General features: G+C 47.2%; 31 protein-coding genes. 19 read left to right on the plus strand and 12 right to left on the minus strand.

The window, feature by feature from the left end:
• Nucleotides 1–292: 292 nt before the first annotated feature.
• The 4 genes from VX730_06870 to VX730_06885 form a co-directional block, all read right to left on the minus strand.
• Nucleotides 293–646, minus strand: a complete 354-nt coding sequence (locus VX730_06870; GenBank protein ID MEC9292104.1) for a hypothetical protein — start codon at nt 644–646, stop codon at nt 293–295.
• Nucleotides 647–781: 135 nt separating this feature from the next.
• Entirely contained in the window at nt 782–1,138 is a 357-nt protein-coding gene (locus VX730_06875) for a hypothetical protein (GenBank protein ID MEC9292105.1), read from the minus strand.
• Between the two features lie 19 nt (nt 1,139–1,157).
• Complete coding sequence (locus VX730_06880) at nt 1,158–1,733, minus strand: hypothetical protein (GenBank protein MEC9292106.1); 576 nt, start codon at nt 1,731–1,733, stop codon at nt 1,158–1,160.
• 42 nt (nt 1,734–1,775) lie between these two features.
• Nucleotides 1,776–2,117, minus strand: a complete 342-nt coding sequence (locus VX730_06885; protein MEC9292107.1) for a hypothetical protein — start codon at nt 2,115–2,117, stop codon at nt 1,776–1,778.
• Between the two features lie 168 nt (nt 2,118–2,285).
• Between VX730_06885 and VX730_06890 the strand changes: the two genes are divergently transcribed.
• A complete protein-coding gene (locus VX730_06890) occupies nt 2,286–2,762 on the plus strand; it encodes a hypothetical protein (GenBank protein ID MEC9292108.1) in 477 nt (158 codons plus the stop codon).
• A 44-nt stretch (nt 2,763–2,806) separates the two neighbouring features.
• Here the strand turns inward: VX730_06890 and VX730_06895 are convergent, their stop codons facing one another.
• Entirely contained in the window at nt 2,807–3,376 is a 570-nt protein-coding gene (locus tag VX730_06895; protein MEC9292109.1) for a hypothetical protein, read from the minus strand.
• Nucleotides 3,377–3,594: 218 nt separating this feature from the next.
• On the opposite strand from VX730_06895, the gene VX730_06900 reads away from it, so the two are divergent.
• Nucleotides 3,595–4,002, plus strand: coding sequence for a hypothetical protein (locus VX730_06900; GenBank protein MEC9292110.1), 408 nt, complete (start codon nt 3,595–3,597; stop codon nt 4,000–4,002).
• 301 nt (nt 4,003–4,303) lie between these two features.
• Here the strand turns inward: VX730_06900 and VX730_06905 are convergent, their stop codons facing one another.
• Both VX730_06905 and VX730_06910 read right to left on the minus strand, forming a co-directional pair.
• Nucleotides 4,304–5,500: a phage major capsid protein gene (locus VX730_06905; protein ID MEC9292111.1), complete on the minus strand. Its 1,197-nt coding sequence runs from the start codon at nt 5,498–5,500 to the stop codon at nt 4,304–4,306.
• A 145-nt stretch (nt 5,501–5,645) separates the two neighbouring features.
• Complete coding sequence (locus VX730_06910; GenBank protein ID MEC9292112.1) at nt 5,646–6,248, minus strand: HK97 family phage prohead protease; 603 nt, start codon at nt 6,246–6,248, stop codon at nt 5,646–5,648.
• Between the two features lie 151 nt (nt 6,249–6,399).
• Here VX730_06910 and VX730_06915 point away from each other — a divergent pair, with 151 nt between their 5' ends.
• The 5 genes from VX730_06915 to VX730_06935 all read left to right on the plus strand — a co-directional run bounded on the left by VX730_06915 (nt 6,400) and on the right by VX730_06935 (nt 10,274).
• Complete coding sequence (locus VX730_06915) at nt 6,400–7,005, plus strand: serine protease (protein ID MEC9292113.1); 606 nt, start codon at nt 6,400–6,402, stop codon at nt 7,003–7,005.
• 135 nt (nt 7,006–7,140) lie between these two features.
• Nucleotides 7,141–7,689: a hypothetical protein gene (locus tag VX730_06920; protein MEC9292114.1), complete on the plus strand. Its 549-nt coding sequence runs from the start codon at nt 7,141–7,143 to the stop codon at nt 7,687–7,689.
• A 304-nt stretch (nt 7,690–7,993) separates the two neighbouring features.
• Complete coding sequence (locus VX730_06925; GenBank protein MEC9292115.1) at nt 7,994–8,494, plus strand: hypothetical protein; 501 nt, start codon at nt 7,994–7,996, stop codon at nt 8,492–8,494.
• Nucleotides 8,495–8,617: 123 nt separating this feature from the next.
• Nucleotides 8,618–9,307 (plus strand): ATP-dependent Clp protease proteolytic subunit, encoded by a 690-nt coding sequence (locus VX730_06930; protein ID MEC9292116.1) that lies wholly within the window; start codon nt 8,618–8,620, stop codon nt 9,305–9,307.
• 139 nt (nt 9,308–9,446) lie between these two features.
• Nucleotides 9,447–10,274, plus strand: coding sequence for a S49 family peptidase (locus VX730_06935; protein MEC9292117.1), 828 nt, complete (start codon nt 9,447–9,449; stop codon nt 10,272–10,274).
• Between the two features lie 48 nt (nt 10,275–10,322).
• On the opposite strand, the gene VX730_06940 is transcribed toward VX730_06935, so the two are convergent.
• Complete coding sequence (locus VX730_06940) at nt 10,323–11,105, minus strand: hypothetical protein (protein ID MEC9292118.1); 783 nt, start codon at nt 11,103–11,105, stop codon at nt 10,323–10,325.
• Between the two features lie 67 nt (nt 11,106–11,172).
• Complete coding sequence (locus tag VX730_06945; protein ID MEC9292119.1) at nt 11,173–12,306, minus strand: phage portal protein; 1,134 nt, start codon at nt 12,304–12,306, stop codon at nt 11,173–11,175.
• 192 nt (nt 12,307–12,498) lie between these two features.
• On the opposite strand from VX730_06945, the gene ftsH reads away from it, so the two are divergent.
• Nucleotides 12,499–14,676, plus strand: coding sequence for an ATP-dependent zinc metalloprotease FtsH (ftsH, locus tag VX730_06950; protein MEC9292120.1), 2,178 nt, complete (start codon nt 12,499–12,501; stop codon nt 14,674–14,676).
• A gap of 36 nt (nt 14,677–14,712) precedes the next feature.
• Here ftsH and terL read toward each other — a convergent pair whose 3' ends face one another.
• Nucleotides 14,713–15,906, minus strand: a complete 1,194-nt coding sequence (gene terL, locus VX730_06955; protein ID MEC9292121.1) for a phage terminase large subunit — start codon at nt 15,904–15,906, stop codon at nt 14,713–14,715.
• A gap of 114 nt (nt 15,907–16,020) precedes the next feature.
• Between terL and VX730_06960 the strand changes: the two genes are divergently transcribed.
• The 8 genes from VX730_06960 (at nt 16,021) to VX730_06995 (ending at nt 20,107) form a co-directional block, all read left to right on the plus strand.
• Entirely contained in the window at nt 16,021–16,461 is a 441-nt protein-coding gene (locus tag VX730_06960; GenBank protein ID MEC9292122.1) for a hypothetical protein, read from the plus strand.
• Nucleotides 16,462–16,640: 179 nt separating this feature from the next.
• On the plus strand, nt 16,641–17,006 hold the full coding sequence (locus VX730_06965) for a hypothetical protein (protein MEC9292123.1): 366 nt from the start codon (nt 16,641–16,643) through the stop codon (nt 17,004–17,006).
• Nucleotides 17,007–17,130: 124 nt separating this feature from the next.
• Nucleotides 17,131–17,631, plus strand: a complete 501-nt coding sequence (locus VX730_06970) for a hypothetical protein (protein ID MEC9292124.1) — start codon at nt 17,131–17,133, stop codon at nt 17,629–17,631.
• Between the two features lie 119 nt (nt 17,632–17,750).
• Nucleotides 17,751–18,137, plus strand: a complete 387-nt coding sequence (locus tag VX730_06975) for a hypothetical protein (GenBank protein MEC9292125.1) — start codon at nt 17,751–17,753, stop codon at nt 18,135–18,137.
• Between the two features lie 115 nt (nt 18,138–18,252).
• Nucleotides 18,253–18,657: a hypothetical protein gene (locus VX730_06980; GenBank protein ID MEC9292126.1), complete on the plus strand. Its 405-nt coding sequence runs from the start codon at nt 18,253–18,255 to the stop codon at nt 18,655–18,657.
• 125 nt (nt 18,658–18,782) lie between these two features.
• A complete protein-coding gene (locus VX730_06985; protein ID MEC9292127.1) occupies nt 18,783–19,172 on the plus strand; it encodes a hypothetical protein in 390 nt (129 codons plus the stop codon).
• A 128-nt stretch (nt 19,173–19,300) separates the two neighbouring features.
• On the plus strand, nt 19,301–19,672 hold the full coding sequence (locus tag VX730_06990) for a hypothetical protein (protein MEC9292128.1): 372 nt from the start codon (nt 19,301–19,303) through the stop codon (nt 19,670–19,672).
• Between the two features lie 27 nt (nt 19,673–19,699).
• Nucleotides 19,700–20,107 carry a hypothetical protein gene (locus tag VX730_06995; GenBank protein ID MEC9292129.1) on the plus strand — a complete coding sequence of 136 codons (408 nt, stop codon included), beginning with the start codon at nt 19,700–19,702 and terminating at the stop codon, nt 20,105–20,107.
• A gap of 59 nt (nt 20,108–20,166) precedes the next feature.
• Here VX730_06995 and VX730_07000 read toward each other — a convergent pair whose 3' ends face one another.
• Together VX730_07000 and VX730_07005 are read right to left on the minus strand one after the other, a co-directional pair.
• Nucleotides 20,167–20,778 (minus strand): hypothetical protein, encoded by a 612-nt coding sequence (locus VX730_07000; GenBank protein MEC9292130.1) that lies wholly within the window; start codon nt 20,776–20,778, stop codon nt 20,167–20,169.
• 84 nt (nt 20,779–20,862) lie between these two features.
• Nucleotides 20,863–21,216 carry a hypothetical protein gene (locus VX730_07005; GenBank protein MEC9292131.1) on the minus strand — a complete coding sequence of 118 codons (354 nt, stop codon included), beginning with the start codon at nt 21,214–21,216 and terminating at the stop codon, nt 20,863–20,865.
• 199 nt (nt 21,217–21,415) lie between these two features.
• Between VX730_07005 and VX730_07010 the strand changes: the two genes are divergently transcribed.
• The 3 genes from VX730_07010 (at nt 21,416) to VX730_07020 (ending at nt 25,749) form a co-directional block, all read left to right on the plus strand.
• Nucleotides 21,416–22,528, plus strand: a complete 1,113-nt coding sequence (locus VX730_07010; GenBank protein MEC9292132.1) for a porin — start codon at nt 21,416–21,418, stop codon at nt 22,526–22,528.
• 264 nt (nt 22,529–22,792) lie between these two features.
• The gene (locus tag VX730_07015; GenBank protein MEC9292133.1) at nt 22,793–24,943 is read left to right on the plus strand and encodes a methyl-accepting chemotaxis protein; all 2,151 of its coding nucleotides are present in this window, start codon (nt 22,793–22,795) and stop codon (nt 24,941–24,943) included.
• Between the two features lie 170 nt (nt 24,944–25,113).
• Nucleotides 25,114–25,749 carry a hypothetical protein gene (locus VX730_07020; GenBank protein ID MEC9292134.1) on the plus strand — a complete coding sequence of 212 codons (636 nt, stop codon included), beginning with the start codon at nt 25,114–25,116 and terminating at the stop codon, nt 25,747–25,749.
• Nucleotides 25,750–25,825: the final 76 nt, after the last annotated feature.

Genomic DNA, 25,825 nt, shown 5'->3' on the forward strand with positions numbered 1-25,825 from the left:
GCTGCTGGTTTGGGGTTGAATATGCGCACATGTCGCCACTGTCCAAGAGTCCCAAGCAAAGCCGGAACCACAAGGCATCAGTTGAGGGTTTTTCAAGCGCACAAGGGCACTTGCGATGTTGAAGCTCTCTTCTGTTTGCAGGAGAGCAGGTTTAAGAGTCATACTGATTCTCCATAAAAAAGGAACGCTTAAGATTAAGCTGTATTTTTCATGTATAAGCAACCTCACAGAGGATTGCAAGTATTCCACCCACAAAAAGCCACCCCAATTGGAGTGGCTTTCTATTTCGATGCTATTTAAAGCGGGTCACAAACATATCAATGTCTGCAGACGGCATCTCTTCAAGTTGTCTTGCACAGGCAAGCTCGCTGCCGTGTCGCCGTTTCATCAACAGTTTATACTCTGGGTGAACCATCGCGGCATATTTCATAACGCGACAGGCCTCAATCATCACTTCTGGGTTACCAGCGTTCAGAATAAAGTCAATGTCTGGAACACGCGGCTGGCTTGCCAGGTCATCTTCAGTTTCAAGTTCCACATTTGTCAGCACAATACGAGCATGACGCCCATGTTCAGCTTCAAAAGACCTCACTTCTGACAGCGCCCAGAACATAGCCGATGACGTGTGAAACGGTACAATTTTCATATAGGATTTTTCCTCTAAGCTTCGTAAACGGAACACCAGATATATTGGTGGGATGCTTGATATAAAGACTCCCCCTGCTTTCGTCAAGGGGTAAACGTACAAAACCCGCCATAAAGGCGGGTTTTGCAATTCGTTTTAGTCTGCTTGAGCCTCAGTGGCCAGCACAAACGTGGCAAGGGCACCCTCATCCATCCCTTGCAGGCAAATGGTAGAGGCATAGTCACGGCCAATATCGCGCTGAAGCACCAACTGGATATCAGTTGAAAAGAGCTCCATGCCCCAAAGCACATGACACATGGCATGCATGGCACCCTTTCCCTGCGCGCAGAAAACATATTCTGCATGCGGGTTGACCAAACCGCTCGCAAAATCACGATCAGTGATTTCATGTGCATCACTGACCACAATTTTGGTCCCAGTTCTGTCTGTCTTGAAGAAATCCAAGAGTTGAGGAAAGGCTTCACCAGGCTTAGAAAAGCTGATAATTTTCATGAAGGATTATCCTTTAAGGTTAGCTTTTTAGGGTTGGTTTGGTTGCGTTGAGTACGGTGGTCAGATGACCTTCTGCAACATCAAGGGATTCAAGAAACGCCTCTGACAGCTTTCCATGACAATCCTGCGCACGCATATTCACAATGTGCGGCACAGAACCATGGGTCAGATATCCGCTCAGTCCATGACGCAGCAGGTCTACCACATCCACGGAGGATGAGGGCTGAAGACTATCTGAGTTGGCGTATGCCTCCCCATCAGTCATAGAAGCCGTGTGGCCCAGATTCTCATACAGCCAGAGATCACAAGGAGCAAGGCGCCCTGCACCCCGACGAATCAGCCGATACATAGTATCAGGCGAATCCGTATAGAACATGAGATTGTAACACTCGTCCTGTTCATCTGCGTACGGCACGTTACTGCGTGGATCGCAGCCGATAACCAGAGCGGTTTTGTCTTGAAGGTTTGCTTTCAGGAGCAGCTCTACAGCTTCATCTTCCGAAATGATCTGATGTGCGGCCACTTGGCTATCACGCATGGCATTGGCCAGCGTGGCAGACAGAATGGGCGCCACAATGTAGTTTCTTGCTGCCATGAGAGTGTCTCCTCTTTGGCAAGGGTTTCAGAAAAACTGGCCTTAGGTGGCCAGTGCCTTTCTCATCAGAGTTTCATCCATGTGCGCTGTGAACTGGCCTGTCATGAACAGGTGTTCAACATGGTTACCAGCATCTGGCAGCACATGAACATGAACGGCTTTCAAACCACCATGAATATTGCGCAGTTGCATCAGCACCTGCATGACAGGTGTCACGCAGCTGGCCCAATACACTTTGCTGTAATCCTCATGAAGCTGATCCAAGTCGGACGAGTCCAACTGTGCAGCCACCACAAGGGCAATGGGTTTTTGGTTTGGATCTTGAACGGAAACATCCAAAACCGTAGCGCCAATTGGCTGGCTACCAATTTCAACGATGTGCATAAGCACCTCCATAGGTTTAGAGTTTTCAAAAGGAACGCAGAGATTTGCGTATTAGTTAGGATATAAGACTTTTTCTTAGAGTTTTCAAGATTGCTTGCATGTAAACCACAAAATAGTATACGATAGATCAAATTTATCTTTTGTTCTTTTTCAGAAAGACTCCTCAACATGTTTTCATTTCTTTATGAAATCCTATGGGACATGCCTCTAGATATGATGTTTGACTGGGGCGGTCGCCTCGACCCACTTGGCACCTTCATGGCACTCCTTTGGTGGGGCCTTATGGGGCTTGTCATCTCCATGATTCTTTACGGCATTTACTACGTGATTGAAACTGCTGGCATCCCTGAGCGTGCAGAACGCTCCACGATAACAGGTAAACAATTTACACCCGCGCACACCACTATGGTCACTGTTAATACGGGTAAAAGCGTCAGCGTTATTCCTGTACATCATCCTGATCGTTGGCACATGACATTCCGTGTGAATAAATGTAAATCTCTGGTGTCATTTGATATTACCCAGTCTCAGTTCAACGCCATGAACAAAGGTGACGAAGTCAATATTATGATTCGCCGCGGCCGCATCTCTGGCAGCAAATACGGATTTGGTTTCCAAACCTTTAACAAAAGCGATTTCACCTAACCCGTGATACAACAAAGCCCCCGTTACGGGGGCTTTGTCTTTTTTTATCGTTTTTGAAAAATCTTTTGCATGGCTGCGGCTTGCGCCATCACCTCTTGCTCATAATTGCCAAACTCATCGTTATAGTTTGGAAACTGCACAAGGCGCGGCAAACGTTTCAGCTCACGACCAATATTATCGCGAATCAACTCCGCAATCATACTGGCATGTACCAAGTCCTCCGAGGAGGTGTTGTCATCATTCACAGATTTGCGGGAGCGGTCATTCCAGCTTTCTGTATTGTGATCAATCCACAGGTCGACCTGCATTTTCACATCTTGGCTTTGACGCAAAAAGCGGTATAGAAACTCAGGTGAATCAGAGATGATCACCAAGTCATAGGCATAACCTTCAGGAGAGGCTTCAATTTGCAGATAGCGATACAGCCCTGCTCCACAAACCAGTGCAATATTTTCAGGCTTAAAGCCAAGGCCAACATCTTCCATAAACCAGTTGTTGACTTTGTAAGCCAAGCTACGCAGTGTGGTGGCTTGGCATTTTTTTGCAGGCGTTTCCAGCAGTTGACGCGTCAGGTAATAGGTATTTACAGGCGCCATCACATAGTACTGAGGCATAAGTAGGCCCTCTCAGAAAAACAGAAGAAAAGATAGAGTTGCTTATGATGTAGCATAGCTCACCTTAAAACACAACAAAGCCCCCATAATGGGGGCTTTGGCTTTTTATAGACTTCCCCCTTGAAATGCCCTCAACCACCCCTATAACAAGGGTAATTCACTCAACTTAATGGGGCACCCTGCCCTCATCTTCCTTTTTATTCCACATGGAGACACACATGCCTTATTTCTTGATTTCTATCCTATTGGCGAGCTTAATCTGTATAAAAGAGCGCCAATATATTCAACGCGTCTTTGACGGCTATGGAAGGGAAACCAAAGCACAAACAGCGATACTGATCAGCAAAAACTCAACAGAAAACCCCAATGCCCGACATATTTACACTGGAAAAGGGTTCATGAGACCTGGCCCGCGTAATGCGCGCTACTATTTCACGTTCATGCTCCCTGATGGCACCACCGATACAGTGGAGACACATTATGGTGCTTACATTTCATACTGTGAAGGTAACGTTATTCAAGCCGCAGTCTGCAAAGGGCGCTTCTCTGGAAAACAGAGGGTTGTTGGTTTTATAAAAGATTTAGGAATAGACCTGAGCCACTGTTTTTATGAAATAGAAGTTTAAAACGACACAAAGCCCCGCAACTGCGGGGCTTTGGCTTTTTTAGGAGTTTTATTGCTTACTCTAAATCTCGCATTTAAAAAATATGAAATTTTTAAAATACGACTCCCCGTAAGCGACTGTCTTGGTTGAAAGCGCATTCCTTCAAAAATAATCCTATGTCTTATTTTTAAGTTGCTTTAAACCGCTCAAAAGCCCTGAGGCTTTTGGTTCGGCTATTCGCCTCACACTCTAATAGGCCAAGAGTGAAGAGCAAAACAAAAAACACCCCGCACTTGCAGGGTGTTTTTGAGTTGCTAACGCATTAAGCAGAGATCTTCTGGATCTTGATGGCGTCAGTGTTCACCACTTCACCACCCGTACGCTTACGGAAGTAGAACTTCGCCGTACCTGGGGCTGTGATCTCATCACGTGTCATGCGGATACCGCTGATGTGATCTACAATACGGTAACCTTCTGCAAAATCACCCACAGCCACAGAAAGGCCATTTGCCGCGACTGCTGGCATGTCGTCAGCTACAATCACAGGGCGACCAAGAAGTTCCATCTTGCCAAGGTTGACCCAGCTTTCAGGTAGAGGCTCACCGCCTGTGCTCTCAAGGTTCACAATCTGACCCCACGTACCAGCGTTCATCATCCATGATGCGTTACGCAGGTATGTTTCGCGACCCAGTGAAAACAGCACATCAACAAGACCCTGCTTAGTTAGAGCCGCAGCAGCGCCTGAGTTGATTTGCTCAATTTCACCAAAGCTTGTACCGTCCGTGTAAGTCAGGAAGCCTTTCGCAGAGCCTGTACCTGTACCAGACACAAAGTCTGCACCTTCAGCACGAGCAAATTTATCTGCCGCTTCACGGGCAATCTCAGCTTCAAGGTCAAAGCCACTGTCTTCAAGGATCTCTTCACTCGCAAAGATGTAAACACCTTTTTTATGAACTGGGATCTCGTTTTTACCGAACGTTGGCGCTGTTGTTTCAGAAACAGCCGCAGATTCAGCAAGGTTAGAAATACCAATATCTGCATCACGCACAAGCATCTGTAGCGCATCCTTAGATGTTGTAGAAACCGTTGCCGCACGGCGCACAGGTGAGAAGTCTTGTAGACGACGCACAATAGAAGTCGCCATGTCTTCTGGCACTGTGTAACCACCTTCAGAGTCAGTATGGCTTAGAGCCTTTGCTTCATAGTGGTTACCTTTTGCTGCGAGGCGTTCAGCCCACTCAGAGCGGTAATCGCCTTGAATCGCAGCCAGCTCAATTTCACCACTACGGCCTTTACGGATGTAATCCATAAACGCTTTACGGTATTTAAGAACTGTCTCACTGCGTTCACGGGCTTCACCAGATGCCCCCTTCTGTACTGTTTCCATCAGGTACTGAAGTTTTTCATCTGTACGAGATTGATGTTTCTGGAGATCAGACATAGACTTTGTCACTTCCAGCGTTGTGTTTTTAAAGTGTGAGCCAATTTCGCTCATCATGTCTTTTACATTTTCAGTCATTTTTTTAACTTTCTTACATTAGCATTGAACGGTTTCACGAGTGCTTTAAATCCGCTCACAGTCGGCGAAAATTCACCTTGACCGAGGAGTACAGGCGACATGTATAAGCACATACATGAGCCCAGCCCCGCAGGTAAAGGTGGATTTACAGCTTCTGTGAGTAGGGTTTAAACGGCTCGGGCGCGGCTACAGCATCATGTAGTGCTTTCAGGCCCTCGGCTGCTGAGTTCGCCTCAGCGGCACTGAGGCCAAAACTGTTTTTGAAATCTTGTATCAGGCGATCTGCGCCTTTGACGTCTTTAATCTTAGCGTGGGTATTAGCTGGGAATGTCACCAGCGAAACTTCCATCAGCTTAACCTCACTAATTTCACGCACGCCGTCCTGTCTAATACGGCTTTTACCAGAGGGAATAGAAAACCCAATGCTCACCCCACCAAAGGCGCCCATACGCGCCAGCTCAAACTTATCCTTCGCAAAAGCGCTGTTCATAGCAAACTTGGCACGCATTTCTAGGCCATTTTCTGTTTGCACAAGGCTCTGGATAACACCAAGCGGGTAAAAAGGATCATGCTGGTAGAGAAACTTGAAGTGACTAGCAGGATGTTCGTTTAGGCTTTTACTAAACGCACCAGGTAGAATCACATCCCCTTCCTCGTCTATAGTATGGAAGGTACTGGCAATGGCAACAATCTCGCCCTTTACGGCATCTGCACTTACAATCTCGGCACTAAAATCTCTTGTCTGCATAAATAGACTCCTCTGGGTTTACCCTACCAAGGATAGAAGCCACGTACAGATGTGCGAAGAGGCTCCCCTATGTGTTTTTACTTGCCTTATGCTTTCTCAAGCCGTATGCTTCATGTATACAAAACTTCTCTTTCCGTTTTAGGAGGCTCCTATGACTTTACGTTTGGATGACTATGTCATCACCTTTATGGGCCCCGGTTTAAACACACCCAGATGTTCTGGTTTTGCATTGGATGAGCGCACGATTATCACCTGCGCCCACTGCAATGTAGACCCGAACAACTTTGTGTATAACAGAGGTTACATTCGCACGTTACCACGCAAACGCCTTTGGGCGATTGAAGAGGACATTATGTTCCTCACGTCTGGCTACAGCCATGGCTTCCCTGTTCTGCCTCACGCAGCGCCCTGCATTACTTTGAAAGAAGACTGCTACGTTGTGCCCCAATACCGCGAAGGTGAAAAAGGTCCGCGCCCCTGCAACAAAGCAGAGGTATGGGCAGGCCCTCAGCGCAAATGGATGCACAATAAAAGTGCTGGCACAGATGCCCACCCCATGACGTTCCCCTATCATTTTCATGATGGTGGATCAGAGCGTGATGTACGTGTCTTTGGCTCTTCTGGCAGCCCTGTGGTTAACGCCAACGGCGAACTGCTAGGCATGCATAACCAAAGCGATTGGCAAGACGGTATGGGATTCGCAATCCCCCTCTTCCAGATCTATCGCACTTGGAACCAAGTAAAGCCCAAAAATTAAAAACGAAAATACCCCGCATATTGTGGGGTGTTTTTACGTTTACACGCCTTGAAATTCACAGAGAAAGACCCAATACTTTCACTAGATCATCTGATCTATTCGTACCGTTACGTTCCATCCTAGGAGGATTTATTCATGGAACTCACCTTTCACAATGCCATCATGATGATGCGTCAGTACCACGGTTCTCAGCCCAGCGCTTTCCTGATTGGGAAAAGCCAAGGCAAAGACACCGGCAGCATTCATGATCCGAACAGCTTTGCCTTTGCGCAACAACTGGTCGGCATGATTCAACTGCGTGCCTCGGACACTTCGGCGCTGATTTCCAGCCTGGGTCTGACCGCACAGCAGCGTGAAAACCTGTCTCTGGAAGCCATCGAGCAAGTGCAGCGCAAACAACTTGTGCGCATGATGGGTGCATTCGACATCAAGTCGAGCCGCAACAAGGAGGCCATGGCACTGACGCTCACCAGCTTCCTGAAGCAGGGAGACGACAATATCTCGCATGCCCACTGGGCTCAGTTTCTGACTGAACACAACTACGATGTGGTCGATATTCTGACCCCACCGGAGAAGAAAATGCGCGTGACCGCCACCATGCAGGAAAACCTGCTTGCTCTGTTGGCATCTCTCGGCATCTCGCCCGAAGACCTGCAAGCTGAAGCCCCTCAAAAGGCCAGCTAATCGAAACACGAAAGCTCACCCTTAATGGGGTGAGCTTTGCTTTTGGGGGCTACATATTATGGCTATGCCCTGCACAATAGCGCTGTGCTTATTAAAACCTGCTTTATTTATGTCTTGGTGGGACGCCTCGCTATCGCTTGAGCGTCACATTACATTGCCCCCCCGCTCAACGCCCTTAAGCGCTGACTCGCTTCGCTCGCACTCGTATCTTCTAATCCCCCTGTTGACAAACTCTCTACATTTCTTGTATACCAAACCTACTCACACCTGAATTTTTCCGTTTCTTAGTATAAGGAGACTCCCCATGAGCAATGTTATTCTGCTCGAGTCGGTTCTCTCTCCCGCACCTAACAACCAAATTGGTCATTTGCCTGCTGGCAGCAAAACGCTGGCTGTACGCGACGCTGTGGATGTGTACCTGCAAACCATGGCAGATCGCCCCTACCAGCGCTTTGCAATGGTTCTGGACCATAATCTGGATGATACGAACGTGAAAGAAATTCACGAGCGTGCACCGCTCTGCTTCCATGCAACAGACACAGAAACCCTGATGGCTTTTTGGAAAATAATTGAAGAACATAACGCTCATGACCGCATGATTGTGCACCTTGGCTTTAGCCTTGGTCGTCATGGCGACACCTGCGCTAGTTTTCTTAAAAGCCTGAAAGATGCATGGCTCGGCAGTGAAATTGACTACATCCCAAGTGATATCCGCTGCCACAGTATGAACCTCACTGCTCATCGTACCCTATTGAAAGAACTGGAAGTTCTACGTGGTATTATTGGCCAAGGTGTAAAGACCTAAACGATTTAAAAGTGCCCTGCCTAAAAATAGGGCACTTTTTGTTTGACGCTCCCCTACCCCACACGATAGTATTGAAAGGTTAAGAACTCTCTTTTCCCTTTTTTCTCTTAGGAGGCATATATTATGCAACATCAATGGTTCGGCGCTGATGCTTCTGTTGTTCAAGCGATGATCAACGGCACTTACAAGGACCCTGTAACCAACGTTCGTTTGCCCTCTGTCACAACCACCCTGCCTGACGGACGCATTATCAACGAAGACCCCTACAGCAAGCTGTATGCTGGTGGTATTCTTCGTCTGAGCGGCCAGTTTGAAGATGGTATGGCAGACGTGATGACCACCCTGCTTTTGAACCACGAAGCAACCAGCAAAAACGATGCTCAGATGTACATCAATAGCCCTGGTGGCGTTGTGACCTCTGGTCTTGGTATCATTGATACCATGAACTACATCAAGAACGATGTAAGCACCATTGTGGTTGGCCAAGCGGCAAGCATGGGCGCGGCAACTCTGGTTGCCGGCGCACCTGGCAAACGCTTTGCACTGCCGAACGCTCGGATTATGGTTCACCAAATTCGTGGCGGTTCGCAAGGCACTCTGGATGACATGGAAATCCAGATTGAGGAAGCGCGTCAGCTGAACGAAATCTTGTTTGACCTGTTCGTGGAGCGCACCGGTCAAAGCCGAGACACCGTGAAAGACTGGTTCCGCAAGGACACGTTTTTCCGTCCCTCGGAAGCTGTGAAAGCCGGCATTATTGACAAAGTCATTACGCCGAACCAGCTGCAAGCTATGCAAGCTGGTGACAGCTAATCGACATTTTAAGATACCCCGCATTTGCGGGGTATTTTGCTTTCTAAAACACGAGCTTTTCTTGACAGAAAGCTTTGATCCCCATAAATATGGGAGCAATTCATATCTTTTTTCTCTTTTCTACAACAAGGATCACTCTATGTTTTCTAAAAAACGTAAAGCTAAACCTTTTCATGTGAATATGCTGTACATGCACGGCAAAATTCAAATGGGCAAACAGAATATCAATATCGGTAATTACCGTACTTTGATTGAAAATGCCTTTACCCGTGGTAACCCGCAACTGGTTATCTTGGATCTCACCACGCCTGGCGGCAGCCCCACTCAAAGTGACCTCGTCTACCAAGAGCTGATGCATTGGAAGAAGAAAACAGGGATTCCCCTGTACATTGTTGTGCAAGATGTTTGTGCCAGCGGCGGCATTTGGATTGCCATGGCAGCAGATAAAGTCTTTGCCAACCGTGTGTCTACCATTGGCAGCATTGGCGTTATTGTGGCCATTCCAAGCTTTGTTGAGCTCATGAAAAAAGCTGGCGTAGAGATGAATATCTATGCAGCTGGCAAAAACAAGGCGGGCATTAACCCAATGAAACCTGTGACGCCCGAGCAAGAAGCTGAAATGACGCAAAAACTCAATACGCTTCACAAGATTTTCAAGGAACATGTGACAGAAGGTCGCGGTGAAACTCTGAAACTGCTGACCCCTGACCTCTTTGAAGGCACGGTATGGCTTGGCGAAGAAGCACACGGCATCGGCCTGATTGACGGCCTCGGCTACACCCGCGAAGCCATTGCATCTCACCCTGACTTTAAAGAAGACATGGAGCCAAAAATCAAGCGCTATGCACTTCGTGCCCCCGGCATTATGGGCAGGTTCATGGGCAAAAGCCTCATTGAAGCCATTGTGGACGCCCTCTACCACAGAATCAAATCTGAAGGTGATGACGGCCCTTTCAAGCTCCACTAAACGAATAAAAAACACCCCGCAAATGCGGGGTGTTTTGCTGTTTATTAATTAACGCTCATCACTCATTTCAAAGTTCATTCCAAGATCATGTGTAAGCGGCTCTCTTGAGTCTTCTAGGTGTAGACGGTTATCAAACTTCGTCCCAGCTGTTTTAGCATCGGCTTGCAGTTCCATTGCGGCTCCTGCCATGTTTCTGCCTCCACCTATGGCATGGAAATCAGCCACATCACCTTTGGCTTGCAGGTTTGCTTTAAATTCATGAATGGCGTCTGAGCGATCTTTAACCCCCAGAGTCCCTTTACCTTCTAAAGCCATCTCTGAAGCTTCAAACATATGGCCGTCTTCTGTAATTACATGTAGAGAATCTTGCGTTACAACTGTCGCAACTACTTTATCTTCATAGTCTTTAGGAGGTTGGCATAATGCTTCTCTTCGATAACTGTTCTCTAAACCATCACGCCTAGCCTCTAGAGCGTTTACAAGTTCAGGAGAGTTTTGCATATCAAAATGATCTTCCATAACAACCATTGTGGCGTAAACTTCTCTATCTACACCGTGCTCTTGCTCAAACTGAATGGCCTCTTCAGAGTTTACAGCTCTATCAAAAGCTTCTTTATACTCACCTCTATTGACATCAAAACCGTTTCCACGCACAGAAAGCTGACCTGCCATAGCTGTTGAAACAGGGTTTTTATCTTCTGCGTCAATATAGCATTCGTCATAAACCATCTCACCTGTATCTCTATCAAGGTGAGTTGTCTTTAACGTATAGCCTAGCCCATCCTCTGTAGGCTCTAGCGAATACGCTCCAAATACATGATCTGATGGCATGATAACCTCCCATAAACATCATCCAAATATTTATAGGAGGCTAGACAAGTGAAAAAGCTGACAGAACCTAGCTACTCAGCGGCTTAAAACCAAGCATTTCTCGTTTTTCAGCAGTCGTGAGGAAATCTGCCTCGCTAATACGCTTCCAACGGGCTTCTCTCAGAGGGCTTAAAGCATCCACACGGTCCCAGTCTGCGCCAACGCTATGAGACGCATTCACAAACGGTTTCATGTAATGATTAAGTTCACTGAGAACATGCTCAACAAGTGGCTTTACCGTGTTTTCATAAAAGTGCAGTTTGGCCTCTTTCATATTGTTAAAGGTGTTATCCCCTGGCAGGCCAATAAGAAATGGTGGCACCCCAAGTGCAAGTGCTGTCAGTCTTGCTGCCATAGAGCTTGTTTCCAAAAACTCCATATCCTTTGGAGATGTACCAAGTTCTTGCACATCCATGCCCCCTTCAAGGAAGACTGGACGCCCCGCGTTTTTAGCTCCTGTAAAGGCTTTAAGGAACTGCTGGCGGAGTGTATCACGCTGCTCAGCGCTCAATGTATCTTGGAATTTAAGCGCTGTTGTGAGACGTGCACCATTATCAAGCAAGCTCTTGTTAAACTCTGTGGCGCTGTTAAACACATCCACATGCCCCATTGCCGCTTCAAGCGGGCTTTGGCCGTAAAGCTCACTGAGTGGATTAAACTGTTTCACATGCAAAATAGAACTACGTCGTGTTTTATCATTCATACGGTAAAGTTTACGCTGGTACACATATCCCACAACCCCGCCATACTCATTCAGTTTGATTGTCACAAGATCAGGGCGCAGCACTTGTAAAGACACAGGCACACTCTCCCCGTCCCCATGCACAAGCACGTAAGCATTCCCCGCAATCATCAAATGGGCATAAAGGCTATAGAAAAACTCATGCATACTTTGCCCTGAATTGGGCGCATCAAGAAGTGATTTCAATGGGTTTCCGTCTTCCAATACCACAGGCACCGTACTACAAGCAGAGGCCACCTGCTTAATGCAAGCATATGCCACGGCATTTTTAGCGTAGCCTGCTTTTGCCATAGAGCTGTATGTTTTTCCACTCCAAGAGGCCTCAGGCGCACTCATCACAGCAAAGGGAAAGTTCTCATAAAATTTAGTCTGTTCTGGCGCTGTTTTGGCGGCGCGACCTCTTAGGGAAAATCGTTTCATAGTCAGAAATACATCCTTCTTGTTCGAGCTTAAAGACACGTTAATAGCTCTAGTCTGCATCTCTGAATGGCAAGTGCGAAGGCTCCGTTTTTCAAATGTTTATTTTCACTTGATGTATACAATGCATACAGGTATCAAAGATGGAATTAAATATCTTTTTTCCCGATTTTCTCGACGACAAAGGAGGTAACCATGCCTAATGGACGCCTTATTTTGCTCGGTGTAATGGGACTCGTTCTTGTCCTTGCCCTCTTTGGGCGTATGCAAGATCAGTCCAGCACTACAACGACTTTTCCGCAGTCAACAGCCCAACAAACGGGTCCTGCTGCGAACCCTCGCTCGCCTACACCTCAACAGACTCCGCGCCAAACCTATGCGCAAGAATCTGCTGAAGTCTGTGGGTTTGACTACAAAGACTTTGGTAATGCCACTGAAGCTCAGCACGGCTGTTTTGAAGCCAAAATGGAACAGCGTCAAGCTGAACTGGCTGAGTACGAGCTACGCTCAAATACCGGTAACGGTAGCAGTGGTGGCAGCGGCATTTTCACGTTTCTTATCTTCGGCCTGATTGGTTTCTTCATCTTCCGTATGTTGATGAACCGTCAAGGCGGTGGTGGCGGTGGCGGCGCAATGAGCGTTGGCAAATCCAAAGCCAAGAAAATTGAAAGCGCAAAAGACGTGAAAACGTTTGAAGACGTTGCTGGCGCTGATGAAGCTAAAGATGCTGCACAGGACTTTATCGACCTGCTGCGTAACCCTCGCAAGTATGCTGGTATGGGCTGTAAAATGCCTAAAGGCGCACTTCTGGTGGGTGACCCGGGTAACGGTAAAACTCTGCTTGCAAAGGCTATTGCTGGTGAAGCCGGCGTGCCTTTCTTTGCAACATCAGGCAGTGAATTTGTTGAAATGTTTGTTGGTGTGGGTGCATCCCGCGTCCGCGACCTGTTCGAAAACGCACGCAAAGAAGCCCCTTGTATCCTTTTCATTGACGAAATTGATGCCGTGGGTAAACAGCGTGGCAGTGGCATGAACGGCGGTAACGATGAACGTGAACAAACGCTGAACCAGCTTCTGGTGGAAATGGACGGTATGGGTAATGACGGCGAAGCGCCTGTTATTATTCTTGCTGCAACCAACCGCCCTGATACGCTGGATAACGCTTTGACGCGTCCGGGCCGTTTCGACAAGCAGATTGTTGTTCCGAACCCTGACTTCAACGCGCGCATGGCCATCTTTGGTGTTCATCTGCGTCATAAGCCGGTTGATCCGAATCTGGATTTCCGCATCCTTTCGGGTGCATCGGCGGGTATGAGTGGCGCTTCGATTGAAGCCATTTGTAACCAAGCAGGCATTCTGGCAGTAAAGCGTGGTAAACGCCAAATTGACCAGACTGACATTGAAAACGCCATGGAGATCATGCAGATGGGTGCTGAAAACCGTACCCTGGGCATGAGCGACGCTGAAAAGGAAGCCACAGCTTACCACGAAGCGGGCCACGCAGTCATGCAGGCTCACGGTATTGCTGAAGGCTTTATTCGAGACAAGATCTACAAGGCAACCATTGTCCCCCGTGGACGTGCGCTTGGCTTTGTGGCCTCTCGTCCTGATGGCGACCGTGTCAGCATGAACTTTGGCGAGATGAAAGCTCGCATTGACATGATGCTGGCTGGCCGTATTGCTGAAGAAATTCAGTACGGCTTTGAAGGTGTGACCACAGGTGCCTCGAATGACTATCAGCAAGCCACCAAGATGACTCAGAACATGGTTCGCGAAGGCGGATACATTGAAGGTCTGATTGGTCGATTCGCTGAAGATCAAGGTGCCATTTTTGGTATGGGTGGCGGCAGCGGCGGCGGTTCTCGTCTGTCTGAGGAGCTTTTGAAGCGCCTTGAGGCAGAAGAGCAGCGCATCCGTGATGAGTCGTTCCAGCGTACATGGAGCCTCATGCAAAAAGGCGAAAACGGCGAACCTGATGGTAAGCTGCACGCTGCATGGGTTGCTATTGCAAACGCTCTGCTTGCGCATGAGACCCTTACGGGTGCTCAGCTGATGAAGCTGTATGATGATCCGACTTACGACATCGCGTCGGAGTTTGATGAAGATCATACTGTGCCGAATCCCCCGCGCGTTGACGGTATCCCGAAAGTGAACCGTAAAAGCAAGGGCCTTCCTAAGATTGACCGTAAGGAACCTGAGCTTCAGGAGAAGCCGGTGACTGAGGACACAGTAGAAGATGAAGCGGAAACGCCGACTGAAACTACTGAGGAAGAGTTTGCACCTGAAGGTGACGGCCTGACCGAAGAACCCGAAGTGGAAGAGCAGCCAGCTGGCCGCACGCCCCGTGACGGTGATCCGAAGGACGACACTTAAACCGACCAGAACAGCCCCCACTCGGGGGCTGTTTTTTTATTCTCCAATACTGTAACGCCCTGCCCTATCCCGATCAGTCAGGTATTTCAGCGCTTGGGTGGTCATATCCACTTGGTCATCATGTGCGCTATGAGGGAACAGCACCATTTCATCGATATAGTCTTTTAGCCAGGGGGCATGTTTCGGTACAAAAATACGACCACTTTCAAACACTGGTGTCAGTACATTTAGACGGGTATATTTATCACCTTTTGGTTGGATAGGAAGCACAGGAAGACGGGTCATAGATTTGAGGTCTTGAATGAGCTGCTGACCACTCGCTTTATCCTCGATCAGAACCACATCAGCAGGCTGTTCATGACAGAGTTTTATGATACGTTTTTTTAAATCAGGATACGCTTCACGCACGCGCATCACATCCAAAAGATGATACCCATTCTCTGCCACGCCCCACAGGCCACCCACACTGTAATCTGCTTTTTCATGCGCTTTTATGGCCGTATCAAAACTCCATACCCTGCCTTTAATTTCAGCCACTTGAGACAATTTATTAAACCAACACCTCTTAACAAGACCATCTTCCACAACATCAAAGGAACATTCAAATTCTTGCGCATACTGCGCTTCACTCATACTCTCTCTGGCGGCTTTCAGTTCTTCAGAATCAAGTACACCACTCACTGATGCAGGTAGTGTTTTCGCGTGCCATGATTTTGGAAACCTCTCTGCCATTTGGTAGAGCTCAAAAAGCTGATTTTGCCCCTTTGGTGTCCCAATAAAAATAGACCACCCTCGCCGATCTGAAAGTGCAGGCCGTACAATGGTGCTCCATACCTCCATCGGGATATCTGCCATCTCATCTAGCACCACACCATCTAGGTATAAACCACGGAGCCGATCTGCATGAGAAGCACCAAGTAGTCGAATCACTCGCCCATAAAAACGAACTTCTAATGTTTGCTCATAGAACGTTACGGCATCACCGAGCGGGGCCAGAAAGGTCTTCAAATAGTCCCAAGCCACTTGGCGGGCTTGGTTACGGGTTGGGCAAATATAAGCGTAGCTTGGCTTTTCCCGCGTATTCTCAACTGCTTTTTTAATGATCTCATTAAGTGCAAAAACGGTCTTACCAAAACGGCGATGACAAATAAGCACGTTAAAGCGCTTTAAACTTTCATGAAGCTCACGCTGCAAAGGGCGTGGTGTGTAAGGAAGCTCAATGACAGACATAAAGGCATTTTAGAGATGTTTCAATCAGGTGCGAAGAGTTGACCAACAAAAAGAAGTTATGTATACATAAAGACATCAACGCTCTTTCTTCCCTTTTTTACAAAGGACTTTTCAATGCGTTATCTTTTGATTGCTCTTGTTGTTTTTATTGTGGCCAAAGAAGGCTACCGCGCCTACGAGCGCAATGCTGTTTATACAGTTGAACGCCACGGCGTTGCCACTTTCACCCGCTCTGAAGAATGCGCAACCCTTTCACATTATTGGGTAGAGGCGCGGCGCCACGGCGCAGATGTTCTCGCACAAGCCACAAACTTGCAAACACTGGCAGACAATAACTGCGACCCTGCTTATTTGATGGGTGATGACTACGCTGAACATAGCGGCGCCTATATAAACCCCAGAACCAATCAGGTGGAGTTTATACAAGGTGTCCGCGCGATTTGCACCAGCACCTTCCTCAAGTTGGATACCGCCGCATCCACAAACATGCTATACGATCACCGTGCCTATGAGCGTGCCAAATTCAATTGGCTACAATGTGAAAGCTACGGCTAAAAAACGATTGCTTAAAGCCCTCCTTCACGGAGGGCTTTTTGCGACGCTTGAAAAATTGGGGCAATGCTCCCATACTTTAATGATCCAACCAAATATCTCCCGTCACGTCTAACCCTATGAGGTTTGCTATGTTAGACCCATATACTCTGCCACTGATCGTGGCCCTCGCCATCAATGCTATGGCGCCCGACTACCGCGACATGCCAACTGAGTTCCGTGATTCTGTCATGAGCGTTTCACGCCATGGAACAGTCACCTACACGCGCTCGGAAGATTGCCGCACAGGCGCACGCGTCCTTCAACACAACATTGATGAAGGTGCATCCGCAGCTCGCCAAGCCAAAGACATTTGGACGCTCTATGCGGCCAACTGTGATCCCGGCTACCACTTTGGGAACTATTCCAAAGCAGGTGTTGAAAACTTCTGCATTGAACTGCGTATTGAATATGCTTTCCGCAAAAGCCTTGAATTGAGCCCCAGTCAAGTTTCTTTGAACCAGGCCACCTTCTACTGGCTGAAATGCGACAAGTACAACCAAGACTAACCGATTGCAAAAGGCTCCCTTCATGGGGGCCTTTCTGCATGCCCTTGAAAGGGCTTAAGAAACATCCCATACTTTCATTATCAAACTGAATATCTTCCGTCCCGCCAGCCATAGGAGGCAAGCCATGAGACATATTCTTATGATGACTTCGCTGCTGATTGCAGTGACAACTTCCGCATTTGCAGATTCCGCACCACAGGTGCAAACTGAAATGCCAACTCTGCAAGACCCGGCACCCATGGTGGAGGCCGTTGTGGTTCCCAAACGGGAACCTGACCACATCGTCAACACCACGGCGCCTAAGCGTCATGCTGCTGCGGATTCACGCTTCTACTACGGAGCATGTGGTGTCTACATCAGCATGCTGAAATACACCGTCACCCCCATCTCAGTTGAGAATCAAATCTACTTCTACAAGCAACTTGCTGCAGAAGGATGTGACCCGAGACTGCTGACAGGTGATGAAACCAACCGCTACATGCGCTGCATGACTATGCGACTGGTGATGCGTGATATTATTCACCAGAACCGCCAAGCAGGTAGCAACCATGTAGACATTGACCCTGATACGTATGACCAGTACCGCCTGGCATCTGCACGCAGGGAGGCTCTTCAGTGCAGCTAATCGACGATTAGAAAGTGTCCAATATATCGGGCACTTTCTTTTTTTCTTGCTTTGTATACACAACCCTATACAATAAAAGGGATTTTTATCTATCCCCTTCCCTTTTTGGAGTTCTCCACATGAAACGTACGATCCTTGCCATGGCCACCATTGCAGCCACCGCACTTTCTACCTCTGCTTTTGCACAGGCCACTGACGCTGATGTTGAAGCCACCAATACCTGCAGAGGTTTGGCTATTGCCATTGATTCTGCGATCGGTAATTTGGGCATTGGCAACGCGGCTATCTTCCTTGGCTGGTATGCCGAACAAGAATGCTCTCCGCAAGAGCTGGCGGATATTCTGGAACAAGGCCCCATTCCTGAACTTTGTGAAGAACTGGCAGAACAAGCCATCCTCACGCAAGAAGACATGGATGCCGACCCAACCCTTGCAGAAGGCGGCGAAATTTTCCTCGAATTCTTGGAAAATGGTCAAAAGGCACTGCAGTGTCCAGCCACCGAATAAAACATCGATTTCAACAGAAAGCACTCTTATGGGGTGCTTTTTTCTTGCGATGTATACCAAAACTGTTATGATCCGGTTGATTCTTATCTGCTTTATCCCGTTTTGGAGTTTTTCTATGAAACGTTCAACAATTCTTGCATCCATTCTTGCAACTGGCCTGATGGGTACATTTGCTTTTGCGGAGACTGAAGCCGCAGATGATATTGTTCAACCTCTCACATGTGAAGAGATCATCAGTGCCGTTGAAGAAAGCGCCACTGGCGAAAACGTTGGTAACTTTATTGTTGCGCTTGAAGCTTTTGCTGAGCACCAGTGCCATCCCCAACAATTGATTGAGGCAAGCCCTGAGCCGGACGCCAGCCGTTACCAGCTGTGCATCAATATCATGAACGAAGCTGAGAGCATGCCGGGCATGCTTGAGCGCGGTACCATCAACCAAGATGAGTTTGATGAAGCAGCTGCCGCTTACCAAGCTTCAGCAAGCGCGCTGCAGTGCGGTAACGTCTTCCTAGGCGACTAATTCAATCGATCCACTTAAAAGGCATTCTCTCCAGAATGCCTTTTTTGCTTGATATACAAGCTGTAAACCATACACTGTTCGAGCTTTATATCTGACCTTTCCCTCTTTTTTAGGAGCATTCCTTCATGCAACGTTTTCTTATTCCTATCTTAGCTGTTGCAGGCCTTGTGGCATTTGCTTTTTATATCCTAAGCCCTCCTGCAGACCCTCCACTTCATGAAAAAAGCTGTTCGCAAATTTTGGAGTATGATTTTTCTGCAGGCGTAGAAAATGATCCTCTGGAAGCCACGGCTTACATGGACCAATATGCAAGCAAAGGCTGTTCGCCAGACACTCTGGCTGAAAAGCTTGGCGGTGAACGCATTGAAGTTTGCATTACTCTGCTGGGGCTAGAAGAAGTTCTGGATAGCGTCATTTCTTCAGGTCTGATGACCAGTGTCGAGCTTGAAGAAGCGCAATATACCAAAACATTTATGATTGCGACTCAAAACGCACTGTCCTGTACAGACTTTTAAATCAAAATCGATTGTATAAAAGCCCTCTTTTTAGGGGGCTTTTGTATTGACAGTTGATTTTAAAAGTCTATACTCGCACCGTTCTGTATACCTTCCTTTCTTTTTCAACCACAAGGAGTACCCTCCTCATGAAGCATCCCCTTGCTTGCGCCCTGATGGCTTTAGGCATTACCGCCTCAAGTGTATCTGCACAAGGCACAGGCACGCTGCGGGACCCGACCGCTCCAAATGCTGCCCGCATGTGTAACAGAGCTCTGGATAATATTTCTGATGGATTCAGAGAGCAAATTCCTATGTTCCTTGCTGGCGGTATTGTTGACTACCGCGACTATGACTGCGACAAGCATCGCGTATATGAGCGCTTTGGTTATGTGACCCAAAAACAGTTCTGCAAGAACTTAACGGTTTATATCCGTCAATACGACAGAGATGACCCGCAAGACGAATATATTCACGCACTGGATAAGCTCCACAGCCTCATGAACTGTGCCTTCTATTAACTTCCCCTTCTTCTTGGAGACCCACATATGAAACGTACTTTTTTTTACGCCCTTGCAATGGTAAGCACTCTGGCCGCCAGCCCCTCCTTTGCACAAAGTGTGATGGATGGAGGCGTCCAAGGGCCAAGCGACATCATGAAGCAATCCCTATGCGAGGCCTCTGCTGAAGGCATCATCCTAGGTCTTCGAGGCACCTCTGAAGACCACAAAAGCTTTCTGGCGATGAGCCGGTATGACTATAACTTCTGGGAATGTGGCAACATTTACAGCTTCAGAACATTCCTGCAAGACCAGCTTGGTATTGATGCCCAGCCAGCTTTCTGCACTGAGCTTGAAGCTTATGTCAATGAGCTGATGGATGGCGGCGCTGCGTATGACAGCTACCTGAAAGAAGTTCTGAAAGCCAAAGATGCCATTGCCTGCGGCAATGGTTAAAGCCAATCGACACAAAAAACCCCCGCATTATGCGGGGGTTTTTCTCGTTTAGAAAAGGCTTAGTCGTCATCACCATCAAACATGTCGTCGATCGTATTGGGATCTTCAGCAGGTTCGTTGGTATTGGCCGGCTCTTTGCCTTCCGCGTCAATGGCATCCTGAATGTTTTTTGGTGTTTTTTCAACAACCACAGTACCTTCCAGAGCCAACAGTTCAGCACCAGATGCATAAGGGTTAAACAGCATTAGAACTTGCGTCACACCCAGACCATCCAGAAGCGCATTGATTTCCGCTTCCTGACCAGGTTCAGCCTGTTCTTTTTGAATACGCTCAGCATCAAAAAGAACATCTTCTGCAACAACGGCACCAATAGCGGTACCGTCTTCCAGGGGCGAAGTCACAAGGTCATCATACAGAACATCACCTGCATCATTGGTCACAGTCACATGCACGCACTCAATTTCGAGCACGGCAGCAATGCTGTCATCCAGCGCAGGCGCTGTGTCATAAATCTGGTAATAGCCTTCACCATCGGCTTGCGCCACTGCAAGGCCATAGCTTGCCGGCAGATGGCCAATTTGGCCGTCTGAAGTCTGCATAGGCAGCACACAGGCACGCAGGAATGCAACATAACGGACCACTGTTTTGGCAGTCGAATTCAATTGAGTCATTTTAGAGCTCCGTTGTGAAAAAGAGAAAAAGATAGTTAAATCGTATTCAACCTAATGGATCACTTTAAAAAGCGCAAGCTTTAGTTACTTCTCAGCCCATTTTAAAACAGCAGGCTCATCCGCATTTTCAGAAGAAATAGAATCAGACACAGGCGCACTCCCCCATCCAAAACGACTTTTCATATATGTGGCCCAAAGGCTGACTTTGAAGTTTTTATCATAAAGTCCTTCGCGGCCTTGGGCACTCCACCAACTTTCAGCAAGTGTTTCGCCTTTCTCTACCGCGCGTGCAAAGCTAGGGTGTTCATCTTGCCAACGCCTCAGTGTTGCCATGTCTACCTTAAAGTGAGCCGCGACTTCACATAACGCTGCACCAGAGCTCATCAGCTCTAACAGGGTACTGCAATAGGCACGTTTGTAGACATCGATTCGAGGCATATATATAGAATGCAAGCTCACGGGGCCTTTGCGAAGATGTTGCAAATAGGATACAAAACATAACTGGAGTGTGTCTGTCCTACACTTCATATGCAAGTTTATGCTCCCAAGCTGAGGAAAACTCTGCCTATAGTAAAGATATAGGAAGGCGGAATGACGCCTGAACCGTTTTAAAAAGAAAAATAAAAGGAACATGCAAATGAACGCACGTTACATTGCTGCTCTTGCTCTTGTTGCTACATCAGTAACAGGCATGGCTCAGGCTGAAGTTGAATTTTACGGCCACATTAACAAAGCGACTATGATTTACGATGATGGTCAAGACACTGAATTTAACATTGTTGATAACAACATGAACCGCACAATGTTTGGTATCGCTGCTGAGAAGAACGTACACTGCGGCCTTACAGCATCTGCTCTTCTAGAGATGGATCACCAAACAAACCGCTCTTCTAGCATCACGCAAAACAACGCTGGTGGTATCCAAAGCACGCCTGTTCAAAACAACGGTGGCGTAAGCATGCGCACTGCACGTGTTGGTCTTTCTGGTAACTGGGGTGGCGTATTTGTTGGTACGCAAGTGACTGCTATTGACGATGTATTCTACCGCGACCTTGGCCCTGCCGGCGATGTAATGGGACCAGGCGTATCTGCATTTGGTGGTGGTGTTCAGTTCCGCGATAACACAGGTGCTCTACAAACACTTGGTGGTACAGCTTTAACTGCAAGCAACATGACACTTGGTTTTAACGGCGACCTAGAAATCGCTGATACAATTCAATACAACACACCTGTATTTGAAGGCTTTAACGCAAGCATTAGTGCTCAGCAAGGTGGTAACATCGATACAGCTCTGCGTTACGAAGGTGAGTACGAAGGTTTCAAAGTTGACTCTGCGATCGGTATGGCATTTGAAAATGACGATGCAACAGCTGCAAATGACATCCTAGATACAACACTTCAAGCGGCTCTATCTGTTGCGCACGAAAGTGGACTGGCTGGTACAGTTTCTTACGTGAAGCAGTCTCTAGATAACAAAACTGCTGGTGTTGAAGACCCAACAGGTTACTACGTAAAGCTTGGTTACGGCTGGGATAACTACGGTATTGCTGTAGACTACAGCAAGTTCTCAGACCCGATCACAACTTCTGCAACTGATAACGAGCTTTCATCTTACGGTGTTGGTGGTCAAGTTGACATGGGCCACGGCGTAAGCCTTGGTGCTACATACCGCATCTACGAAGCTGATGTAACAGGTGTAAGCCTTGATGACATCAAAGTTGGTGCTATGACTATGAAGGTTAAGTTCTAAGTCGAACAACTCATTTAAAGAAAGGGGCGCAAGAGCGCCTCTTTTTTTGTCACACTCCCCTCTTCAAACAATAGTCAGACCAAATTCATCCTATATTTTGTCAGTTTTTCTAAAAGCCCTAAGTTTTCTGTACTTTCCAAGCTCTCCACCACCTGAAACTGTATTCAACTTGAGTGTCAGCAATTGATTTAGATCCCAAACCATATACAATTGTGAGTAACTCATAGGTTTTGAGGTAATAAAAATAAATAGGGCTCTTTAAACATGTCGATTCTTTCAGTTCTTAATCGCATAAAAATTCGCGGAAAAATTATCGCAATGGCACTCATCATTGGTACGGTTCCACTGCTGACTGCATCATGGATTGCAATCACGCTATCTAGCGCAAACACAACACATCTTCTTGAAGACAAACTGATCACGGTTGCAGAAATTCGTGATGAAGAAATGAAACAAGTTCTTGATAGCATGGGTTCTGTTGCTCTGTCTCAGTCTAATAGCCTCTTCACACATGAAGCCCTTAAAGACTTTAACGAAGCCATTATTGCGCTTGAAACAGAAGGTATTGATAAGGTAGGTCTTCAGCAGCGCTATGCTTACCAAAAAGAGAACACGAAAGGTGTGGAAGCACATAGTGCAGGCATCTGGCAAAAGCTGGATAAAAAAGCACAAAAGCTGCAAAGCATGTACATCACACAAAACGATAACCCAATTGGTGAAAAAGAAAAGCTGACATCTATTGGCGATGAGTCTCTGTATGACATTGCTCATAAAAAGTACCACCCAACATTCCGTGAGTTTCTACAAGATTTTGAACTTTACGATATCTTTATTGTAAACCACACAGGCCGCGTGGCTTACAGTGTTTACAAAGAAGTAGACTTTGCTACCAACGTTCTAAAAGGCCCTTACGCCGATAGCGGCCTTGGTGAAGCTGTTAAAAAAGCGCTCTCTTCTAACGATTCTCACAAAATGATTGCAACAGACCTTGCATTTTACGAGCCATCTTACGGTGCGGCAGCCCTCTTTGGGGCCACACCTATTGTAGAAAATGGCGAAACAATTGGTGCCTTTGTTGTACAGATGCCTTACGAAAAAATTACTAAAATTGCAGGCGCAACGCTAGGCCTTGGTGAAACAGGTGAAAGCTACCTTGTTGGTGAAGACATGCTTGCCCGTACAGACGGGCGTCAAGGGCTAAAAATGTTTGACCGTGTAGATACAGAAGCAGTAAAGCGTGGCCTAAACGGTGAACACGGTTTTGTGCATGACATAAACTATGCAGGGGTTCCTGTTCTCAGTGCTTATGCACCTCTTGAGTTCTTTGGCCACAAATGGGCTTTCATTACTGAAGAAACAGAAGCTGAAATTGCAATGCCAATTTGGCAAATGACAAAAACAATCCTGATCTTCTCTTCTGTTCTACTTGGCCTTGTGGTTGTAGGTGGCATGTGGTTTGGCCGCTCACTCAGCAAACCAATCCAAGATATTACAAAAGCTATGAACGAACTTGCTGAAGGTAACCTTGCAGCAGACGTTGAGATTAAAGCTAAGGATGAAATTGGCGATATGGCGAAGGCTTTTGAAGTGTTCCGTCAAAACGCGATTGATAAAAAAGCAGCTGACGATGCCATGCTTGCTGAACAAGCGCGCAAAGAGCAACTTGCTGCTGATATTAATGACCGCGTTGTAAGCGTTGGTGATAGCATCCGTGAGATTGTAAGTGGTAACATGAACCTTTCTGAACGTACAGAAGCACAGGCAGCCAATGTAGAGGAGACAACGTCTGCTGTACAAGAAGTTGCAAGCCGCATTAACGAATCAACTGAGGATGCAAACAAAGCGCTTTCTATTGCTGAAGAAACACAAGGTGTTGCAGACGAAGGTCGTGATGTTGCAGCCAATGCAATCCAAACAATGCACGCAATTACTGAATCTTCTGAGAAGATTGAGAGTATCATTGGCGTGATTGATGAGATCGCTTTCCAAACAAACCTTCTTGCGCTTAACGCGGCGGTAGAAGCAGCCCGTGCAGGTGAGCAAGGCCGAGGGTTTGCTGTTGTGGCAAGTGAAGTCCGCAATCTTGCAGGCCGAAGCTCAAAAGCAGCTCAAGAAATTAAAGAGCTGATTACTGAGAGTGTAGCGCAAGTTCGTGAAGGTTCTGAAGAAGTGAACAAGACGGGTGACCGTCTCAGCCAAATCGCTGAGCGTGCGGCAACAACAGCTTCTACAGTCAACCAGATTGTAAGTGCAATGCGTGAGCAATCAATCAGCATTAATGAGATTAACAAAGCCGTTGGTGAGGTTGATAACTTCACACAGCAAAACGCTGCCCTTGTAGAGGAAGCAGCGGCGGCCTCTCGTAGTGTTGAAGAGCAAATGCAAAACATTGTAGCGCTCATTAACGAGCAATAAATCTCACAAGAGTCCAGCGGCCCTCTGCATGTGCAGAGGGTTTGCTTCTTTTAGAGGCAAAATTCTTACTGAGTCTGGCTATTTTGCTTGATAAAACCCTCATTTTGGCGCATAACGCCCAAGAATACTTTACCTTTTTTCCCTTTTCACATTTCATAAGGATCCCCTTAATGACTGATATGCCTGAGCTCTCTCAAGAAGCAAAGGATGCAATTGCCTTTAGCTATGGCATTGATACCCCAGCTAAAGCAAGAATGGTCGAAGCATTTGCAGCAAATCCAAAAGAAAAGCCTTTCTATGGATTTCTTGCGATTCGCGTCAGCAAAGGTGCCTTTGCCAATGTATATAGGCATGTGATGTACCCTAAGAGCATCATTCGCCTCAGCACCCCATGGACAGGCGACGTCAATGTTGCTCGTGCAGTAAAAATGGCTCCTGGGGGCCATACCTGCTACATGGAAGAGTGGGTTATTCCCAACCAAGGCAACCGCTATACACCCAATGTTGAGATGTACATTCGTCTCAATACTGGTGAAACGCTTGCCATTATGGAGCACCTTGTCCCCCCTTCTCAAGATAACGAAGGGTTTATGGATAGCTTTCGGGAGGAACTCCGTATCATTACTGGCATGAACCGCAAAAAGAAGCGCCCTCAGGGCTATCACCAAATGCCACGGGAGCTGAAAAGAGTCATCAACTTTTTAATCAGCACTCCCAAGCGGTTTCGCATAGATTTTGTTGAGAATCACAAAAATATTCTCATGCGTCGTTGCGGCCAAATCGTGATCACAGATCCACTCAGTTAAAAATCGATTCAAAAAACCCCTGCCAATTTGGCGGGGGTTTTGCTGCCTCCCCTTTAAAATCAAAATATCCCCCCTC

The sequence above is a fragment of the Pseudomonadota bacterium genome (assembly GCA_036141575.1).
Classification (GTDB): domain Bacteria; phylum Pseudomonadota; class Alphaproteobacteria; order UBA2136; family JAPKEQ01; genus JAPKEQ01.

What these genes read in the sequence shown, in the direction of transcription:
- VX730_06925 (MEC9292115.1), top strand. Translation starts at nt 7,994, where the DNA reads ATGAGCAATGTTATTCTGCTCGAGTCGGTTCTCTCTCCCGCACCTAAC.
- VX730_06995 (MEC9292129.1), top strand. Translation starts at nt 19,700, where the DNA reads ATGAAACGTACTTTTTTTTACGCCCTTGCAATGGTAAGCACTCTGGCC.
- VX730_06885 (MEC9292107.1), bottom strand. Translation starts at nt 2,117, where the DNA reads ATGCACATCGTTGAAATTGGTAGCCAGCCAATTGGCGCTACGGTTTTG.
- VX730_07015 (MEC9292133.1), top strand. Translation starts at nt 22,793, where the DNA reads ATGTCGATTCTTTCAGTTCTTAATCGCATAAAAATTCGCGGAAAAATT.
- VX730_06975 (MEC9292125.1), top strand. Translation starts at nt 17,751, where the DNA reads ATGAAACGTACGATCCTTGCCATGGCCACCATTGCAGCCACCGCACTT.
- VX730_06920 (MEC9292114.1), top strand. Translation starts at nt 7,141, where the DNA reads ATGGAACTCACCTTTCACAATGCCATCATGATGATGCGTCAGTACCAC.
- VX730_06930 (MEC9292116.1), top strand. Translation starts at nt 8,618, where the DNA reads ATGCAACATCAATGGTTCGGCGCTGATGCTTCTGTTGTTCAAGCGATG.
- VX730_06905 (MEC9292111.1), bottom strand. Translation starts at nt 5,500, where the DNA reads ATGACTGAAAATGTAAAAGACATGATGAGCGAAATTGGCTCACACTTT.
- VX730_06960 (MEC9292122.1), top strand. Translation starts at nt 16,021, where the DNA reads ATGCGTTATCTTTTGATTGCTCTTGTTGTTTTTATTGTGGCCAAAGAA.
- VX730_06910 (MEC9292112.1), bottom strand. Translation starts at nt 6,248, where the DNA reads ATGCAGACAAGAGATTTTAGTGCCGAGATTGTAAGTGCAGATGCCGTA.
- terL (MEC9292121.1), bottom strand. Translation starts at nt 15,906, where the DNA reads ATGTCTGTCATTGAGCTTCCTTACACACCACGCCCTTTGCAGCGTGAG.
- VX730_06880 (MEC9292106.1), bottom strand. Translation starts at nt 1,733, where the DNA reads ATGGCAGCAAGAAACTACATTGTGGCGCCCATTCTGTCTGCCACGCTG.
- VX730_06970 (MEC9292124.1), top strand. Translation starts at nt 17,131, where the DNA reads ATGAGACATATTCTTATGATGACTTCGCTGCTGATTGCAGTGACAACT.
- VX730_06935 (MEC9292117.1), top strand. Translation starts at nt 9,447, where the DNA reads ATGTTTTCTAAAAAACGTAAAGCTAAACCTTTTCATGTGAATATGCTG.
- VX730_06945 (MEC9292119.1), bottom strand. Translation starts at nt 12,306, where the DNA reads ATGAAACGATTTTCCCTAAGAGGTCGCGCCGCCAAAACAGCGCCAGAA.
- VX730_06980 (MEC9292126.1), top strand. Translation starts at nt 18,253, where the DNA reads ATGAAACGTTCAACAATTCTTGCATCCATTCTTGCAACTGGCCTGATG.
- VX730_06940 (MEC9292118.1), bottom strand. Translation starts at nt 11,105, where the DNA reads ATGCCATCAGATCATGTATTTGGAGCGTATTCGCTAGAGCCTACAGAG.
- VX730_07000 (MEC9292130.1), bottom strand. Translation starts at nt 20,778, where the DNA reads ATGACTCAATTGAATTCGACTGCCAAAACAGTGGTCCGTTATGTTGCA.
- VX730_07020 (MEC9292134.1), top strand. Translation starts at nt 25,114, where the DNA reads ATGACTGATATGCCTGAGCTCTCTCAAGAAGCAAAGGATGCAATTGCC.
- VX730_07005 (MEC9292131.1), bottom strand. Translation starts at nt 21,216, where the DNA reads ATGCCTCGAATCGATGTCTACAAACGTGCCTATTGCAGTACCCTGTTA.
- VX730_06990 (MEC9292128.1), top strand. Translation starts at nt 19,301, where the DNA reads ATGAAGCATCCCCTTGCTTGCGCCCTGATGGCTTTAGGCATTACCGCC.
- VX730_06965 (MEC9292123.1), top strand. Translation starts at nt 16,641, where the DNA reads ATGGCGCCCGACTACCGCGACATGCCAACTGAGTTCCGTGATTCTGTC.
- VX730_06875 (MEC9292105.1), bottom strand. Translation starts at nt 1,138, where the DNA reads ATGAAAATTATCAGCTTTTCTAAGCCTGGTGAAGCCTTTCCTCAACTC.
- VX730_07010 (MEC9292132.1), top strand. Translation starts at nt 21,416, where the DNA reads ATGAACGCACGTTACATTGCTGCTCTTGCTCTTGTTGCTACATCAGTA.
- VX730_06870 (MEC9292104.1), bottom strand. Translation starts at nt 646, where the DNA reads ATGAAAATTGTACCGTTTCACACGTCATCGGCTATGTTCTGGGCGCTG.
- VX730_06915 (MEC9292113.1), top strand. Translation starts at nt 6,400, where the DNA reads ATGACTTTACGTTTGGATGACTATGTCATCACCTTTATGGGCCCCGGT.
- VX730_06895 (MEC9292109.1), bottom strand. Translation starts at nt 3,376, where the DNA reads ATGCCTCAGTACTATGTGATGGCGCCTGTAAATACCTATTACCTGACG.
- ftsH (MEC9292120.1), top strand. Translation starts at nt 12,499, where the DNA reads ATGCCTAATGGACGCCTTATTTTGCTCGGTGTAATGGGACTCGTTCTT.
- VX730_06985 (MEC9292127.1), top strand. Translation starts at nt 18,783, where the DNA reads ATGCAACGTTTTCTTATTCCTATCTTAGCTGTTGCAGGCCTTGTGGCA.
- VX730_06900 (MEC9292110.1), top strand. Translation starts at nt 3,595, where the DNA reads ATGCCTTATTTCTTGATTTCTATCCTATTGGCGAGCTTAATCTGTATA.
- VX730_06890 (MEC9292108.1), top strand. Translation starts at nt 2,286, where the DNA reads ATGTTTTCATTTCTTTATGAAATCCTATGGGACATGCCTCTAGATATG.